Here is a 17,012-nt window from a genome sequence, read left to right on the forward strand (position 1 = left end):
GGGGGCGACTGAACCGGCCACGGCTACGGTTACAGCGGCGCAACCATAGCGTTTACGAAGCGGCGGGTGATCTGCTGCGGACGAGTTATCGCCCCGCCTACCACCACCGCATGCGCGCCCAGCGCCAGGCAACGTGCCGCCATTGCAGGCGTTTCCACATTACCTTCCGCAATCACCGGCACGTTAACCGCAGCCAGCACATCGCGCAGGAACTGACAATCGTTGTTCGCCAGTATTTGCCCTTCTGTTTCCGTCGTGTAGCCGTGCAGCGTGGTGCCAACGCAGTCAAAGCCGATTTCTGCGGCATAGCGCGCTTCATCAACCGTGGCGATATCCGCCATCAGCAGCAGTTCTGGATAACGGCTGCGAACCGCCTCAACCAGCGCGCGCAAATCTAAATCACCCGGCCGCTCATGGCCCGTAGCATCCATCGCGATCATCGCTGGTTTTACCGCCATCAGCTCATCCACCTCTTTAAGCGTTGGCGTGATGTAGACATCGCTGCCCGGATAGTCGCGCTTAATGATGGCGATAACGGGTAAATCAACGAGTTCCATAATGGTTTTTACATCTATCAGGCTGTTGGCACGAATAGCCGACGCGCCTCCCTGGGCGGCGGCCAGCGCCATTCGCGACATAATAAACGGGCTGTGCAGCGGTTCGTTATCCAGCGCCTGGCAGGAGACGATGAGTTTTCCCTCAATCAGCGACAACATGGATGGTTTCATGGGGCAAGAATCTCCTCTACTTCATTTTTGATGATGGTCACGTGCGGACCGTAAATCACCTGCACGCCGTTCCCACGGCGGATAACCGCCCGCGCGCCGGTTTCTTTCAATAAAGCTTCATCGATAAGCGTGCCGTCATGCAGCGTGACGCGCAGCCGTGTGGCACAGCAGTCCAGCTCAACAATATTCTCTTTACCGCCAAGCGCGACGATGACCTGCAAAGGGCGTTCGCCCGCAGCAACCTGCACGCTTTCGGTAGTAACGTCTTCACGACCGGGCGTTTTAAAGTTGAAGCGCGTAATAACAAAGCGGAAGGTGAAGTAATAAAGAAAGAACCACGGAATACCGACCAGCGGCACAAACATCCAGTTGGTTTTCGCTTCGCCCTGCAGCACGCCAAACAGAATGAAGTCGATAAAGCCGCCGGAAAACGTCTGGCCGATGGTGATGTGCAGAATATGCGCCAGCATAAAGGCCAGCCCGTCGAACACGGCGTGGATCACATACAGAACCGGGGCGATAAACAGGAACGAGAACTCGATAGGTTCAGTGATGCCGGTGAGAAAAGATGTCAGCGCCGCAGAGATTAACAGCCCGGCCACGCGCCTGCGGTTTTCCGGCTTAGCCGTGTGATACATCGCAAGGCAGGCGCCAATCAGACCAAACATCATGGTGATAAAGCGTCCGGACATAAAGCGCGCGGTGCCGATATAAAACTGCTGAGTATTCGGATCGCCAAGCTGGGCGAAGAAAATACGCTGTGTGCCTTCCACCAGCTGGCCGTTAATCATTTCGGAGCCGCCAAGCGCGGTGGTCCAGAAAGGCAGATAGAAGATATGGTGCAGGCCGAACGGGCCAAGCATGCGCAGCACAAATCCATAAATAAAGGTGCCGAAGTAACCGGTGGCATCCACCAGACCGCCCATGCCGAAAATTAGCTTCTGGAAATGCGGCCAGACGATGGTCATTATCGCCCCGACCAGAATCGCCGCCAGCGAACTGACGATCGGCACAAAGCGCGATCCGCCAAAGAAACCAAGGAACTGCGGCAGCGCGATTTTGTTGTAGCGGTTATGCAAAAGCGACGTGACCAGACCGATGACAACCCCGCCAAACACGCCGGTTTCAAGCGTCTGCGTTCCAAGCGCCATGCCCTGTCCCACCGCACCGGGATTGGTTGTCGCCAGCGCTCCGCTCAGCGTCAGCAGCGCGTTGATGGTTGCGTTCATCACCAGATAAGCCAGCAGCGAGGCGAGCCCTGCGGTGCCTTTATCGCCCTTCGCAAGCCCTACCGCGACGCCAACCGCAAACAAGACCGCCAGGTTGGCAAATACAATAGACCCGGCGCTTGCCATGATGGTGAAAATGCCCTGAAGCCATCCCAGATCCAGAAACGGATAAGCCGTAACGGTATTGGGATTGGACAGTGCGCCACCGATACCCAACAGCAAGCCTGCCGCAGGCAGAACCGCGACCGGCAGCATAAAGGATTTTCCAAATCGCTGGGCCTTCTCGAACCAGCCTCCTGATGACGCTCCGCTAAATACTGACATAAATTTTCTCCCCGCCGCTTTATTATGATGAAAATTTTTACCACAATAAACGCATGATGCAGAAAATTTCCGTCATCATTACGATCGCCATCACATTTAATCGAATCTGCTGGCACAGCACGGGGGCTTTCCGCCACACTAGGCGCAGTTTGAACAGCAAGCGGGATGGGTTCGATGACGGAAAATGAAAATATATTGCTGCACCTGCGCCAGGGCCTGCCGGGCTACAGCCCAACGCTGCAAAAGCTGGGGGATTTCATCCTTACCCAGCCGCAGAAGGTGCTGTACCTGACGATTACCGAACTGGCGCGGGAAAGCGAAACCAGCGAGGCAAGCGTTACTCGCCTGTGCCGTCATTTAAGCTGCAAAGGCTACACGGAGTTCAAAATGGCGGTGGCGCTGGATATTCAGCAAAACCAGTCCGCTGCTACGGTCAGCGAAGACAGCATAGATGAGCTGGTTGAAGAATCCGTACAGGCGCTGCGGGATACCGGAAAACTCATCAATCGCGATGTGCTTAAGCAGGCGGGGCTTACGCTCCACGAGGCGACGTCCGTGCAGATTTACGGCGTTGCCGCCAGCGCAATCATAGGGGATTACCTGCACTACAAGCTGCTGCGCCTGGGTAAATCAGCCCAGCTTTTCAGCGACATGCACCGTGCCGCAATGAATGCCGCTACGCTTGGCGAGCGCGATTTAGTGGTGGCGATTTCCAGTTCCGGATCGACAAAGGATCTGCTGCATGTGGTGAAGCTGGCCAAAAAGCGCAACGCGCGCGTGCTGCTGCTGAGCAATACGCTTCGCAGTCCGCTGGCCGATCTTGCCGACCTTCTGCTGGTAGCGGCAAAACCGGAAGGCCCGCTCAGCGCAGGCTCGCTGAACGCCAAAGTTGGCGCGATGTTGCTGGTTGAAGTGCTGATCGGGGCGTTAGTCTCCCACGATAGCCGCTATGCCTCAGCAAGCCAGCAAACCGCGAGCGCGACCTTACCGCTGCTTATCTGAAAATGGCCGGGAACGTCCGGCCACTCTCGGTTGCTCAAAGCAGGCTATTTTTTCGCTTTAAAATCAATGACCATCCGGCCTTTGATTTTGCCGCTTTCCATTTCATGGAAGATATCGTTGATATCCTCAAGCGGGCGCATAGTCACTTTCGGCGTAACTTTGCCTTCTGCTGCAAACTGGAAGGCTTCGGCCAGATCCTGACGCGTACCGACCAGCGAGCCGACGACTTCGATACCGTCCAACACCAGGCGTGGGATATTCAGGCTCATCGACTCTGACGGCAGACCGACCGCGACAATACGTGCTCCGGCACGCACGGCGTCAACGGCTGAGTTAAATGCAGCTTTCGCTACCGCCGTAACTACCGCAGCATGAGCGCCACCGGTTTTTTCCTGGATAACTTTCGCCGCATCTTCATTACGCGAGTTAATCACCAGATCCGCCCCGCTCTCTTTAGCGAAGTCGAGCTGGGCATCGTTAACGTCGATAGCGATAACTTTGGCATTAAAGACGTTTTTAGCATACTGCAACGCAAGGTTGCCAAGCCCGCCCAGACCATAGATGGCAATCCACTGGCCCGGTTTGATATTGGAAACTTTTACTGCTTTGTACGTTGTGACGCCCGCACAGGTCACGCTGCTGGCCGCGGCGGATTCAAGACCATCCGGGACTTTTACCGCGTAATCGGCAACCACAATACACTCTTCCGCCATGCCGCCGTCTACGGTGTAACCAGCGTTAGTCACGCTGCGGCACAAGGTTTCGTTGCCGCTGTTACAGTATTCGCAGTGGCCGCAGCCGCGGAAAAACCAGGCCACGCTTGCGCGGTCACCCACTTTTAGCGATGTCACGCCCGGCCCAATCGATGTAACGACACCGATACCTTCATGCCCAAGCGTAGTCCCTGTTACATCGCCAAAATCGCCGTTTTTCACGTGTAAATCGGTGTGGCAAACGCCACAACATTCCATCGCCAGCAGCGCTTCACCGTATTCCAGCGCACGCATGGGTTTATCAACGATCTCAACGGAATGATTTTTTGTAACAACTGCAGCTTTCATAGCGGTCTCCTGTCCTGTGAATGAAATGCCCCATTAATACTGGACGGGGGAGGCACAACCTGCAAATGAGAAGCCATTTTTAGTGCGGAAGGTAACAAAAAAGATGTAAAAAAACCCGCCGAAGCGGGTTTGAGAAGCGTAAGCGGCAGTAATAATTACTGGCCTTTAACTTCTTTCAGACCGTTGAACGGTGCTGCATCACCCAGCGCTTCTTCGATACGAATCAGCTGGTTGTATTTAGCAACACGGTCAGAGCGGCTCATGGAGCCAGTTTTGATCTGGCCTGCAGCGGTGCCAACAGCCAGGTCAGCGATGGTAGCGTCTTCAGTTTCGCCAGAACGGTGGGAGATAACCGCAGTGTAGCCAGCGTCTTTCGCCATTTTGATCGCAGCCAGAGTTTCGGTCAGAGAACCGATCTGGTTGAATTTGATCAGGATGGAGTTAGCGATACCTTTTTCGATACCTTCTTTCAGGATCTTGGTGTTGGTTACGAACAGGTCATCACCAACCAGCTGCAGTTTGTCGCCCAGTACTTTGGTCTGGTAGGCGAAACCATCCCAGTCAGACTCGTCCAGACCGTCTTCGATAGAAACGATTGGGTACTGTTTGGTCAGATCTTCCAGGAAGTGGGTGAATTCTTCAGAGGTGAACGCTTTGTTGCCTTCGCCAGCCAGAACGTATTTACCGTCTTTGTAGAATTCAGAAGCCGCGCAGTCCATAGCCAGAGTAACGTCTTTACCCAGCTCGTAGCCTGCGGCTTTAACCGCTTCAGCGATAACAGCCAGCGCTTCTGCGTTGGAGCCCAGGTTAGGCGCGTAGCCGCCTTCGTCACCAACAGCAGTGCTCATGCCTTTAGATTTCAGAACTTTAGCCAGGTTGTGGAATACTTCAGAACCGATACGAACGGCTTCTTTCAGCGTTTTAGCGCCCACTGGCTGAATCATGAACTCTTGAATATCAACGTTGTTATCAGCGTGCTCGCCACCGTTGATGATGTTCATCATCGGCAGAGGCATGGAGTATTTGCCCGGGGTGCCGTTCAGTTCAGCAATGTGTGCGTACAGCGGCAGGCCTTTAGAGGCGGCGGCAGCTTTAGCAGCAGCCAGAGAAACGGCCAGGATGGCGTTCGCACCGAAGTTAGATTTGTTTTCAGTACCGTCAAGATCGATCATGATCTTATCGATGTTGGCCTGGTCCTTCGCATCTTTACCCATTACCGCCTGAGCGATTGGGCCGTTTACAGCGGCAACGGCTTTAGTTACGCCTTTACCCATGAAACGAGATTTGTCGCCATCACGCAGTTCCAGCGCTTCGCGGGAACCTGTAGAAGCGCCTGATGGTGCCGCAGCCATACCTACGAAACCGCCTTCCAGATGAACTTCAGCTTCAACAGTCGGGTTACCACGGGAGTCGATGATTTCACGACCGATGACTTTAACAATTTTGGACATATAGGTTTTCCTCAAGTCACACGTTAACTAAAACTCCAGACAAACAACGCGCGAAATATCGCGCGTTGCCGTTCTAACTCTGCTTACTTCTCCTGACGCTTCAGGTATTCACCCGCAGCTTTCACAAAGCCTGCAAACAGCGGATGCCCATCACGCGGGGTGGAAGTAAATTCCGGGTGGAACTGGCAGGCGACAAACCATGGATGATTTGGCACCTCGATGATTTCTACCAGCTGATCGTCACCGGAGCGGCCCGCAACTTTCAGACCCGCTGCTTCAATCTGCTTCAATAGCATATTGTTGACTTCATAGCGGTGACGATGACGCTCAACGATTTGCGGCTCACCGTACATCTGGCGCACCAGAGTATCGTCGGTCAGCTGACACTGTTGGCCACCAAGGCGCATGGTGCCGCCCAGATCGCTTTTTTCGGTACGTACTTCGACGTTACCTTCTTCGTCACGCCACTCGGTGATTAAGGCGACCACCGGGTATTTACAGTCTGGCACAAATTCCGTTGAGTTGGCGTCAGCCATACCCGCCACGTTACGCGCAAATTCGATCAGCGCAACCTGCATACCTAAGCAAATACCCAGGTACGGAATATTGTTTTCACGGGCATAGCGCGCGGTGGCAATTTTGCCTTCCACGCCACGATAACCGAAGCCGCCTGGGATCAGGATAGCGTCCAGACCTTTAAGCATCTCTTCGCCGCGCGTTTCAACATCCTGCGAATCAATCAGCTTAATGTTGACGGTCAGACGGTTTTTCAGGCCACCGTGTTTCAGCGCTTCAATCACAGATTTGTAGGCGTCCGGCAGTTCAATGTACTTGCCGACCATACCAATGGTGACTTCGCCCGTTGGATTCGCTTCTTCGTAGATAACCTGTTCCCATTCGCCAAGGTTGGCTTCAGGAACGTTTAAGCTGAATCGTTTACAAATATAATCGTCCAGCCCCTGTGATTTCAACAGGCCTGGAATTTTATAGATGGAATCGACGTCTTTCAGAGAAATAACCGCTTTCTCCGGGACGTTGCAGAATAATGCAATTTTTGCACGTTCGTTCGCCGGGACCACGCGGTCAGAGCGGCAGATCAGCACATCTGGCTGAATACCAATGGAAAGCAGTTCTTTAACGGAGTGCTGCGTCGGTTTAGTTTTCACCTCACCGGCGGCGGCCATGTACGGCACCAGAGTCAGGTGCATATACAGCGTGTGTTCGCGGCCCACTTCTACCGCCATCTGGCGAATCGCTTCGAGGAACGGCAGGGATTCGATATCGCCTACGGTACCGCCGATTTCAACCAGCACGACATCGTAGCCTTCGCCACCTTCAAGGATACGTTCTTTGATAGCGTTGGTGATGTGCGGAATAACCTGCACGGTGGCACCCAGATAGTCGCCACGGCGTTCTTTACGCAGGACTTCGGAGTAGATACGACCCGTGGTGAAGTTGTTACGACGCGTCATTTTATTACGGATGAAGCGCTCGTAGTGACCCAAATCCAGATCGGTTTCAGCGCCGTCTTCGGTAACGAACACTTCCCCATGTTGAATAGGGCTCATGGTACCCGGATCGACGTTGATATACGGATCGAGCTTCATGATGGATACGTTGAGGCCACGGGCTTCGAGAATAGCTGCGAGGGAGGCTGCGGCAATGCCTTTACCCAGAGAGGAAACGACCCCGCCGGTCACAAAAATATAGTTCGTTGTCATGCTGAACCTGAGAAGTTAGGTTTAAAGACGATGGAATAACCAGGACGGGAAAGCAGTATACCCGAACAGTATGGGCGCCACAAACTTTCATTCTTCACCCGCCAGCCTGACCTCGCGCGTTGTCAGGCCTGAGAAAATAGCGGGTCTGATATAAATGTTTTTGACGCAAATCAAGCGCTTGTTAATTTGAAACCGTCATAAAATGCGCTTGATCGCAAAAACGCGTTAGATTTCAGTTTCCTGGCGTTTAACCTGCTGCCAGGCTTTTTCCATCTGTTCGAGGGTGGCCTGCGGCATTTCCAGGCCCTGCGCCGCGATAATGCTTTCTACTTCGCGAAAACGACGCTCAAATTTTCGGTTAGCTTTTTGTAGCGCGACTTCAGCTTTAGTGCCTAAATGACGTGCCAGGTTTACCGTGGCAAACAGCAGATCGCCCACTTCTTCTTCAAGCTTCGCCTCATCAACAACGGCCTGTTGCGCCTCGTGCATCACCTCGTCGATTTCTTCATGCACTTTATCCAGTACCGGGCCGAGAGAATCCCAGTCGAAGCCGACGGACGAACAGCGTTTCTGAATTTTTTGCGCGCGCATTAAAGCGGGCAGCGCCTCGGGGATATCATCCAGCGCCGAATGCTGCTCTTTTTCGGCACGTTCAGCGGTTTTGATACTTTCCCATTTTTCGAGCACTTCCGCGCTGTTGCCAGCAGTGGCATCGCCAAAAATATGCGGGTGGCGGCGTTCCAGCTTGTCGCTGATGGCCGCGCAGATATCATCGAAGTTAAAACGCCCTTCTTCCTGCGCCATCTGCGCGTAAAACACCACCTGGAAAAGTAAATCGCCCAGCTCGCCGCGCAAATCATCGAAATCTTCACGGTTGATAGCGTCCAGCACTTCGTAGGTTTCTTCCAGCGTGTAGGGGGCGATGGTGGCAAAGGTTTGCTCCCGATCCCACGGGCAGCCGTTTTCCGGATCGCGCAGGCGCTTCATGATGCCCAGAAGGCGAGTAATTTGGTTCAATGTCGATCCTATACGTTTTGCGTAGGGTGGATAAGCGAAGCGCCATCCACCAAATAATGTCGGATGACGCTCGCGCTTATCCGACCTGGAAGGTCACAGGCCGTAAAAATCAGCCGTGCAGCCGCTTCGCATCGATAATATCCGGCACCTGATGCAGCTTACCGAGCACGCGGCCCAGCACCTGCAGGTTATAGATTTCAATATTCATGTCGATGGTGGCCAGCTGCTGTTTGGTATCACTGCGACTCGCCACGCCCAGCACGTTCACCTTCTCGTTCGCCAGAATGGTGGTGATATCGCGCAGCAGCCCGCTGCGATCGTTTGCCGTCACGCGTACCACCAGCGAGTAACCGCTGGAGTAGCTTTCACCCCAGACGGCGTCGACGATACGTTCTGGCGCGTGGGATTGCAGATCGGCTAGCTGGTCGCAGTCCGCCCGGTGAATAGAGATCCCGCGCCCCTGGGTAATAAAACCGATGATTTCATCTCCCGGAATCGGCTGGCAGCAGCGCGCAATGTGGTGCATCAGATTACCCACGCCTTCAACCACCACGCGGCCGTTGTCTTTGCTGCGCGACTGCGGCGCGTAGGTTTTCTGTTTTAACTGGCGCAGCGCCTGTTCGTCCTGTTCGGCGGCAGTCGGTTTGTTAAACTGTGCCTGCAGGAAGTTGCTCATCTGGTTTAGACGAATATCGCCGCCGCCTATCGCCGCCAGTAGCTCGTCGATTTCATTGAAGTTATAGCGCGGCAGCAGGTGTTTTTCCGCCTCTTTCAGGCTGATACCCAGACGTTCGATTTCATCATCCAGAATCTGACGCCCCGCGAGGATGTTTTTATCGCGATCCTGTTTGCGGAACCAATTGTGGATTTTGGCGCGTCCGCGGCTGGTGGTAACGTAACCGAGGTTCGGGTTCAGCCAGTCGCGGCTTGGGTTCGGCTGCTTCTGAGTGATGATGTCAACCTGATCGCCCATCTGCAACTGGTAGGTAAACGGCACGATACGGCCGCCAATCTTAGCGCCGATGCAGCGGTGCCCAACATCGCTGTGGATGTGGTAGGCAAAATCGAGCGGCGTGGAGCCCGCAGGTAAATCCACCACGTCGCCTTTTGGCGTAAACACGTACACGCGGTCGTCGAAGACCTGGCTGCGCACTTCGTCGAGCAGCTCGCCGGAGTCCGCCATCTCTTCCTGCCAGGCAATCAGCTTACGCAGCCAGGCGATACGATCTTCATGGCCCGTGTTGCCGCTACGCGCGTTGCCCTCTTTGTATTTCCAGTGGGCCGCAACCCCCAGCTCCGACTCTTCGTGCATCTGCTTTGTGCGGATCTGGATTTCGATGGTTTTACCGTTCGGCCCCAGCACCACCGTATGAATTGACTGATAGCCGTTGGGTTTCGGGTTAGCGACGTAATCGTCGAACTCGTCCGGCATGTGGCGGAAATGAGTATGCACGATGCCCAACGCGGCGTAGCAATCCTGCAGGCGTTCCGCAACGATACGCACGGCGCGCACATCGAACAGCTCATCGAAGGCGAGAGATTTTTTCTGCATTTTGCGCCAGATGCTGTAGATGTGTTTCGGGCGACCGTACACTTCGGCTTTGACGCCCTCTTCTTTCATCGACTTGCGCAGCGACCCGACAAACTCATCGATATAATGTTCGCGGTCAATCCGGCGTTCATGCAGCAGTTTGGCGATGCGCTTATATTCCGCCGGATGCAGGTAGCGGAAGCAGTAATCCTCCATCTCCCACTTCAGTTGCCCAATGCCAAGGCGGTTGGCGAGCGGCGCGTAGATATTGGTACATTCTTTCGCGGCGAGGACGCGTTCATCTTCCGGCGCATCTTTAACCTCGCGCAGATGGGCGATGCGTTCGGCAAGCTTGATGACCACGCAGCGGAAATCATCCACCATCGCCAGCAGCATACGACGAACGTTATCCACCTGCTCGGCAGAGACAGAATCGGTATGAGCGGCTTTCAGCTGGCGAATAGCGGCCATGTCGCGCACGCCGTGAATCAGCGTGACGACCTGGTTATCAATGCTCTCTCGCATGACCTCTTCGCTGACCACGCCCGCGTCGGCAAGCGGGAACAGCAGCGCCGCCCGCAGCGTATCGTTGTCCATACTGAGCATGGAGAGGATCTCTACCATCTCGACGCCGCGCCACAGCAATAGCTCCGCATCCGGATGGCCTTTGGTCTGCTGTTCGCAATAACGCCTGGTTTCGGCTAAGCGTTCACATGACTGCTGGTTGGTAATCCCGAGACTTTCAATCCATTTATCGGGCGCAAATTCGCCAGCTTTATTGAGATGTGCACTTCTTACCGCAACCATTGTCCTCTCCTGTCGGATACTCGCATCAGGCCGCTCCTGATTAACCGCTTAAATACGCTCAAAGAGCGCCATTGACTCCAGGTGCCCAGTGTGGGGAAACATGTCGAGCATTGCCAGCCGCCGAATCTGGTAACCCGCGCTTAATAACGCTTCGCTGTCACGCGCAAGCGTGGTGGGGTTACAGGAAACGTAGACTACCCGCCGTGGCGCAAGTTTAATCACATGTTGCATCACGCCGGGCGCACCTGCTCGTGCAGGGTCGAGTAATATTTTATCAAACCCCAACGCAGCCCAGGGATGACGCGTGACCTCCTCTTCCAGATTCTCATGAAAGAAAGTGACGTTTTTCAGCGAATTATACCGGGCATTATATTCACCTTTCGCCACCAGCGCAGCAACGCCTTCCACGCCGACAACGCACGCAGCCCGTTTTGCCAGCGGCAACGTAAAGTTCCCCATGCCGCAAAACAGATCTAATACCCGGTCTGTTGGCTGTACATCGAGCCAGTCGATCGCGCGGGCAACCATTTGCTGATTCACCGCGTCATTTACCTGGATGAAATCACGCGGGCTAAAGCTTAAGCGTAGCCCGTCTGAATCATACCAGGGAACAACATCTCCGGGCGCTTCCAGCGTTTCACTGTCCGGGGCAAGAAACAGCGCTACGCCGGTCATTTGCGAAAACTGTTCCAGTTTTTGCCGGTCGCCGTTTTCAAGCGGGCTGAGATGGCGCAACACCATCAACGGGCCGCTATCCGCAAGCACCAGCTCCACATGCCCTAAACGACGGACGGCTTTTAATGCAGACAAACATTGGCGCAAAGGTTCCAGCAATGCTTCAAGTTGGGGCGCTAAAACGGGGCACTGATAAATATTTACCAGCTCTTTATCGCTCGCTTTGCGAAAGCCCATTTGTAAGGTCTGTGACTTCAGATGGAAATTCAGGCTTAACCGGGCGCGGCGGCGATAGCCCCAGGGTTGGCCGGCAATGATATCATCGACCTTCCGCGGTGCGTCTCGCGTTCCCATCATTCGCGCCAGAGCATGAGATTTTGCCTGCTGTTGCAGCGCAACGCTTGCATGCTGCTGCTGGCAGCCGCCGCAGACGCCAAAATGCCTGCAGCGAGGCGCCACGCGTTCCGGGCTATCGTTCAGACGCCGCTTCACCACTGCCTGCGCAAAGTTGCGTTTATCATCGGTGATAGTGACGTCGACCTGCTCGCCTGGCAGAGCGCCCGCGATAAATAGCGCCTTTCCGTTGTGGCGCGCTACGCCCTGGCCAAACGGGTCCAGATCGTTAACCGTCACGGTTATTAACTGACGAGTCGTAACCCGCCGCTTTGCAGAGTAGAATTGCGCCATAAGTGAAGTTGAACTCTTAACTATTAACCGTTGCTTTAATTGTCCCATATCGGAACCCCATGACCAACTACAGCCTGCGGGCACGCATGATGATCCTGATTCTGGCTCCGACGATGATGATCGGTTTGCTGCTCAGTACTTTTTTTGTTGTTCATCGTTACAACGACTTACAGCAACAGCTGGAAGATGCCGGCGCCAGCATCATTGAGCCGCTTGCGGTGGCAAGTGAATATGGCATGAGCTTCCACAGCCGCGAATCTATCCGCCAGCTCGTCAGTGTTCTGCACCGTCGTCACTCGGACATTGTGCGAGCCGTCTCCGTTTTTGATGAAAAAAATAAGCTATTTGTTACGTCCAATTTTCAACTTAGCCCTTCGACGCTGCAGCTGCCTGACGGGCAGAAACCGCCGAAAAGCTTAAGCGTGGCGCGCAAAGGCGACGTTATTATCCTGCGCACGCCAATCATTTCTGAAAGCTATTCTCCGGATGAATCAGCCGTTACCGAGGCTAAGCCTGCCGGAAATACGCTTGGCTATGTCGCCGTGGAGTTAGATCTTAAATCCGTGCGCCTGCAGCAGTATCGGGAAATTTTTATCTCGACGATGATGATGCTGTTCTGCATAGGCATTGCGATGCTGTTCGCTTACCGGCTGATGCGCGACGTTACAGGCCCGATTCGCAATATGGTGAATACCGTTGACCGCATCCGTCGCGGGCAGCTTGATAGCCGCGTCGAAGGTTTTATGCTGGGCGAGCTGGATATGCTGAAGAACGGCATTAACTCAATGGCCATGTCGCTCACCGCCTATCACGAAGAGATGCAGCATAATGTTGACCAGGCGACGTCCGACCTGCGCGAAACGCTGGAGCAGATGGAAATCCAGAACGTTGAGCTGGATTTAGCGAAGAAACGCGCCCAGGAAGCCGCGCGCATCAAGTCTGAATTCCTGGCCAATATGTCCCACGAACTGCGCACCCCGCTCAACGGCGTCATTGGCTTTACGCGCCTGACCTTAAAAACCGATCTCAATCAGACCCAGCGCGACCATCTGTATACCATCGAGCGCTCGGCGAACAATTTGCTGACCATCATCAACGACGTGCTGGACTTCTCGAAGCTCGAAGCGGGCAAGCTGATTCTCGAAAGCATTCCCTTCCCGCTGCGCAGTACGCTTGATGAAGTAGTGATTTTACTGGCCCATTCGGCTCACGACAAAGGTCTGGAGCTGACGCTGAATATCAAAAATGACGTGCCGGATAATGTGATTGGCGACCCGCTGCGTCTGCAGCAGATAATCACTAACCTGGTCGGCAACGCGATTAAATTTACCGAAAGCGGCAATATCGATCTGCTGGTTGAGAAGCGCTCGCAGGGCAATAACAAAGTTCAAATCGAGATGCAGATCCACGACACCGGCATCGGCATTCCGGCACGCGAACAGTCCCGGTTGTTCCAGGCGTTTCGCCAGGCGGATGCCAGTATTTCACGCCGCCACGGCGGAACCGGCCTTGGCCTCGTTATCACGCAAAAACTGGTTAATGAAATGGGAGGCGATATCTCCTTCCACAGCCAGCCTAACCGCGGCTCTACCTTCTGGTTCCACGTTAATCTCGATTTAAACCCGAATGCCATGCTGGACGGGCATGCCACCGAAAACCTGGCCGGAAAGCGTATCGCCTACGTCGAACAGAACGCCTCCGCGGCCCAAAGCACCCTGAATTTGCTGGCCGGGACACCGTTAACCGTAGTCTATAGCCCGTCCTTTTCGATGCTGCCCGACGAACACTACGACATTCTGCTTATCGGTATCCCGGTGAACGCCACCGATACGCTGAATATGGATAATCCGAAGATGGTGCGGGCAACCTCCATGACGGACTGCCTGATTCTGGCGCTGCCGTGCCATACCTACGTCAGCGCGGAATCGCTAAAAAAACAGGGCGTTACCGCCTGCCTGCTCAAACCCATCACCTCAACGCGCCTGCTGCCAATGCTGGCAAACCGCTCATTCAGCCGGATACCCGAGCTTTCCGAAGGCGTGAGCAGCGGCAAATTCCCGATGACGGTAATGGCCGTGGACGACAACCCGGCCAACCTGAAGCTGATCGGCGCCTTGCTTGAAGACCATGTCCAGAACGTTGTGCTGTGTGAAAGCGGTCTACAGGCCATCGACCGCGCCAAACAGATGCAGATAGATATTATTTTGATGGATATCCAGATGCCGGGCATGGACGGTATCCGCGCCTGCGAGCTGATCCGCCAGCTGCCGCATCATCAGCAAACGCCGATTGTTGCCGTGACGGCACACGCCATGGCGGGGCAAAAAGAGAAGCTGCTTAGCGCCGGGATGAATGACTATCTCGCCAAGCCTATCGAAGAGCAGAAGCTGCATAACCTGCTGGTACGCTATCAGCCAGGCAACATCCCTGCCGCGCTTCCGGTGCCGCCGGATGCCGTATCGCCAACGGATAATAAAAACCAGACGCTCAACTGGACGCTGGCTCTGCACCAGGCTGCGAACAAGCCCGATCTGGCGCGGGATATGCTGCAAATGCTGCTGGCCTTCCTGCCTGAGGTACGTAATACCGTCGAAGAACAGCTGGTAGGCGAGGATCCGCCAGGGCTGGCGGATATTATCCATAAGCTGCACGGTAGCTGTAGCTACAGCGGCGTACCGCGGCTGAAAAACCTCTGTCAGCAGCTTGAACATGAAATGCGCAACGGCGTCACGCCGCAGGAGCTGGAACCCGAGCTGCTTGAACTGCTTGATGAGATGGATAACGTTTCCAGAGAGGCTCAGAAGACGCTGGGTTAACGGATGCAGAGGGAATCAACGCGACAACATGGTGTCGGGTGGCGCTGCGCTTACCCGACCTACCCTTTTGTCATTGCCCGCCACATCACCTCAAAGCCCGCCGTTTTATAGTTCCCGGCCTCAAGAGGATCACGCGAGGCGAATTCCATGGTGGTTTCGGCCAGGGAGAAAAATATCGCATCGGCAAAAGCGGATTGCCCGCAGGAGAAAAACTCGCTCGTCACGCAGGCATTGGCCAGTTCGTGCAGCTCAGGGTAAAGCTGTGCGACCTTCTGCAGCGTTTCTTCAGTGACTTTGTCAGAAACCGCAAGCTGGCGCATCGCTTTGCTGCCGGTGGGAGATATCAATCCCCAGTCAATAAAACCGCTCCACACGGTGCGAACGCGCTCTTTTACCGAAGCATCGGGATGATAATTCTCCATCATCATTTTGCCCAGACCAGTCTTGAGATGGAGATAGAGCGCATTGAGCAGCTCATCTTTGGTGGCGAAATAGCGAAACAGCGTGCCCTCAGCGACCCCAGCCTTTTTTGCGATAAGCGACGTTGCAGCACCCAATCCTGACTCAGCCACCGCCTCTTTTGCCGCTTCGAGAAGCGCTAATCGTTTGTCTTCACTTTTTGGACGAGCCACATTTCCTCACAGATCTTGCGATTTTCCACAAAATTAAACCATGTTAGTCCGCGCCTGAGCAACCATGACTAGCGGCCTGCGGTATTTTCATTTTACCGGCATCAGGCTGACAAAAATGTGATTGACGGCGGGCAAACGTTTTTTATAATGAGTGCCCACTCACTCAATAACAAGTTCGTTTTTATGACGCCGCACAAGCCCCGTCGCCTCTATAGCAAAACGTTCATTTCGGTGGTTACCATGTTAGCAGGCAGTATCGCTGGTTTTGCCAGGCTCTTCTCCATGATTGAATTTGGTAAATTGCCGGACGGAGAGCGTCTTGCAAGAATTCAGGCCTCGCCAAACTGGCGTGACGGTAAGTTTCATAACGAAACGGCGACGCCGATGTACACCAACGGCAAAGGCTTTTTATCCGTGTTATGGGAATATCTGTTCGTAAAACATAGCGAAACCAAACCTGAACGCGCGCTGCCGGTGGTTAAAACCGATTTAAAGACGTTGAAAAGCGACGAGGATGTGGTTATCTGGCTCGGCCATTCCTCGTGGTTCATGCAAATGAACGGCCATAAAATTCTTATCGATCCGGTGTTCAGTAGCTATGCCGCGCCCTTTTCCTTCATGAATAAGGCGTTTAACGGTCATTACCCGTGGCAAGCGGCTGATATGCCAGAGATCGATTATTTGGTTATCTCCCACGATCACTGGGATCATCTGGATTACCCGACGCTTACGGCGCTGAAACCTAAAGTGAAGCAGATAGTCACGGCGCTCGGCGTTGGATCGCATCTGGAAGCCTGGGGTTTTGCGCCGCAAATCATTCACGAGCTGGACTGGCACGAAAAGGTGATTGTGGCGGACGATCTGACTATCCATGTTCTGCCGGCACGGCATTTCTCCGGGCGCGGTTTAACCGCTAACAAAACGCTGTGGGCCAGTTTTATGTTTGTCGCGCCTCGCCATAAAGTCTTCTACAGCGGAGACAGCGGCTACGGCCCACATTTTAGAACTATTGGCGAACAGTTTGGCCCGCTCGATTTCGCTATCCTGGAAAACGGCCAGTACGACCCGGCCTGGCAAAATATTCATATGCTGCCGGAAGAAACCGCCGTTGCCGCCGCTGATTTGCACGCAAAGGTAATGTTACCGGGGCACGCCGGACGTTTTTCTATGTCGAATCATAGCTGGTACGATCCCTGGAAAAGGATTGCGGCGGCAAGCAAAGCCAAACTTTACAAGCTGCTGACGCCAGAAATGGGAGAAGTGGTGAAAATGAACGACCCGCAACAACGGTTTCTTTCCTGGTGGGAAGCAAAAGCCGATTAACGATCGAC

General features: G+C 54.2%; 12 protein-coding genes. 3 read left to right on the plus strand and 9 right to left on the minus strand.

All coding sequences use genetic code 11. The features are described 5' to 3' along the window. Positions 1-29: 29 nt before the first annotated feature. Both E2L00_RS13850 and E2L00_RS13855 read right to left on the minus strand, forming a co-directional pair. The gene (locus tag E2L00_RS13850; RefSeq protein ID WP_167612581.1) at positions 30-728 is read right to left on the minus strand and encodes an N-acetylmannosamine-6-phosphate 2-epimerase; all 699 of its coding nucleotides are present in this window, start codon (positions 726-728) and stop codon (positions 30-32) included. Beyond that, the gene (locus E2L00_RS13855) at positions 725-2,281 is read right to left on the minus strand and encodes a PTS transporter subunit EIIC (protein WP_167612583.1); all 1,557 of its coding nucleotides are present in this window, start codon (positions 2,279-2,281) and stop codon (positions 725-727) included. Before E2L00_RS13855 ends, E2L00_RS13850 begins: the two co-directional genes overlap by 4 nt. Positions 2,282-2,455: 174 nt before the next feature. Between E2L00_RS13855 and E2L00_RS13860 the strand changes: the two genes are divergently transcribed. Further along, positions 2,456-3,283: a MurR/RpiR family transcriptional regulator gene (locus E2L00_RS13860; protein ID WP_167612585.1), complete on the plus strand. Its 828-nt coding sequence runs from the start codon at positions 2,456-2,458 to the stop codon at positions 3,281-3,283. A 44-nt stretch (positions 3,284-3,327) separates the two neighbouring features. Here the strand turns inward: E2L00_RS13860 and adhP are convergent, their stop codons facing one another. The 6 genes from adhP to rlmD all read right to left on the minus strand — a co-directional run bounded on the left by adhP (position 3,328) and on the right by rlmD (position 12,233). Next, positions 3,328-4,344 carry an alcohol dehydrogenase AdhP gene (gene adhP, locus E2L00_RS13865; RefSeq protein WP_167612587.1) on the minus strand — a complete coding sequence of 339 codons (1,017 nt, stop codon included), beginning with the start codon at positions 4,342-4,344 and terminating at the stop codon, positions 3,328-3,330. Between the two features lie 155 nt (positions 4,345-4,499). Further along, positions 4,500-5,795, minus strand: a complete 1,296-nt coding sequence (eno, locus tag E2L00_RS13870; RefSeq protein ID WP_167612589.1) for a phosphopyruvate hydratase — start codon at positions 5,793-5,795, stop codon at positions 4,500-4,502. Positions 5,796-5,878: 83 nt separating this feature from the next. Next, positions 5,879-7,516: a glutamine hydrolyzing CTP synthase gene (pyrG, locus tag E2L00_RS13875; protein ID WP_167612591.1), complete on the minus strand. Its 1,638-nt coding sequence runs from the start codon at positions 7,514-7,516 to the stop codon at positions 5,879-5,881. 225 nt (positions 7,517-7,741) lie between these two features. Continuing rightward, a complete protein-coding gene (gene mazG / locus E2L00_RS13880; protein WP_167612593.1) occupies positions 7,742-8,533 on the minus strand; it encodes a nucleoside triphosphate pyrophosphohydrolase in 792 nt (263 codons plus the stop codon). Positions 8,534-8,642: 109 nt separating this feature from the next. Beyond that, positions 8,643-10,871 (minus strand): GTP diphosphokinase, encoded by a 2,229-nt coding sequence (gene relA / locus E2L00_RS13885; RefSeq protein WP_167612595.1) that lies wholly within the window; start codon positions 10,869-10,871, stop codon positions 8,643-8,645. A 48-nt stretch (positions 10,872-10,919) separates the two neighbouring features. Then, positions 10,920-12,233 carry a 23S rRNA (uracil(1939)-C(5))-methyltransferase RlmD gene (gene rlmD / locus E2L00_RS13890; protein ID WP_167612845.1) on the minus strand — a complete coding sequence of 438 codons (1,314 nt, stop codon included), beginning with the start codon at positions 12,231-12,233 and terminating at the stop codon, positions 10,920-10,922. 59 nt (positions 12,234-12,292) lie between these two features. Between rlmD and barA the strand changes: the two genes are divergently transcribed. Continuing rightward, on the plus strand, positions 12,293-15,049 hold the full coding sequence (barA, locus tag E2L00_RS13895) for a two-component sensor histidine kinase BarA (protein ID WP_167612597.1): 2,757 nt from the start codon (positions 12,293-12,295) through the stop codon (positions 15,047-15,049). A gap of 59 nt (positions 15,050-15,108) precedes the next feature. On the opposite strand, the gene E2L00_RS13900 is transcribed toward barA, so the two are convergent. Then, positions 15,109-15,681, minus strand: a complete 573-nt coding sequence (locus tag E2L00_RS13900) for a TetR family transcriptional regulator (protein ID WP_167612599.1) — start codon at positions 15,679-15,681, stop codon at positions 15,109-15,111. A 240-nt stretch (positions 15,682-15,921) separates the two neighbouring features. On the opposite strand from E2L00_RS13900, the gene E2L00_RS13905 reads away from it, so the two are divergent. After that, entirely contained in the window at positions 15,922-17,004 is a 1,083-nt protein-coding gene (locus tag E2L00_RS13905) for an MBL fold metallo-hydrolase (RefSeq protein WP_236127750.1), read from the plus strand. Positions 17,005-17,012 lie beyond the last annotated feature (8 nt).

The organism is Cedecea colo (assembly GCF_011808225.1).
Classification (GTDB): Bacteria; Pseudomonadota; Gammaproteobacteria; order Enterobacterales; family Enterobacteriaceae; genus Dryocola; species Dryocola colo.

Coding starts and splice junctions, on each gene's coding strand:
- rlmD (WP_167612845.1), bottom strand. CDS start 12,233: ATGGCGCAATTCTACTCTGCAAAGCGGCGGGTTACGACTCGTCAGTTA.
- barA (WP_167612597.1), top strand. CDS start 12,293: ATGACCAACTACAGCCTGCGGGCACGCATGATGATCCTGATTCTGGCT.
- E2L00_RS13860 (WP_167612585.1), top strand. CDS start 2,456: ATGACGGAAAATGAAAATATATTGCTGCACCTGCGCCAGGGCCTGCCG.
- E2L00_RS13850 (WP_167612581.1), bottom strand. CDS start 728: ATGAAACCATCCATGTTGTCGCTGATTGAGGGAAAACTCATCGTCTCC.
- E2L00_RS13905 (WP_236127750.1), top strand. CDS start 15,922: ATGTTAGCAGGCAGTATCGCTGGTTTTGCCAGGCTCTTCTCCATGATT.
- E2L00_RS13855 (WP_167612583.1), bottom strand. CDS start 2,281: ATGTCAGTATTTAGCGGAGCGTCATCAGGAGGCTGGTTCGAGAAGGCC.
- eno (WP_167612589.1), bottom strand. CDS start 5,795: ATGTCCAAAATTGTTAAAGTCATCGGTCGTGAAATCATCGACTCCCGT.
- pyrG (WP_167612591.1), bottom strand. CDS start 7,516: ATGACAACGAACTATATTTTTGTGACCGGCGGGGTCGTTTCCTCTCTG.
- adhP (WP_167612587.1), bottom strand. CDS start 4,344: ATGAAAGCTGCAGTTGTTACAAAAAATCATTCCGTTGAGATCGTTGAT.
- relA (WP_167612595.1), bottom strand. CDS start 10,871: ATGGTTGCGGTAAGAAGTGCACATCTCAATAAAGCTGGCGAATTTGCG.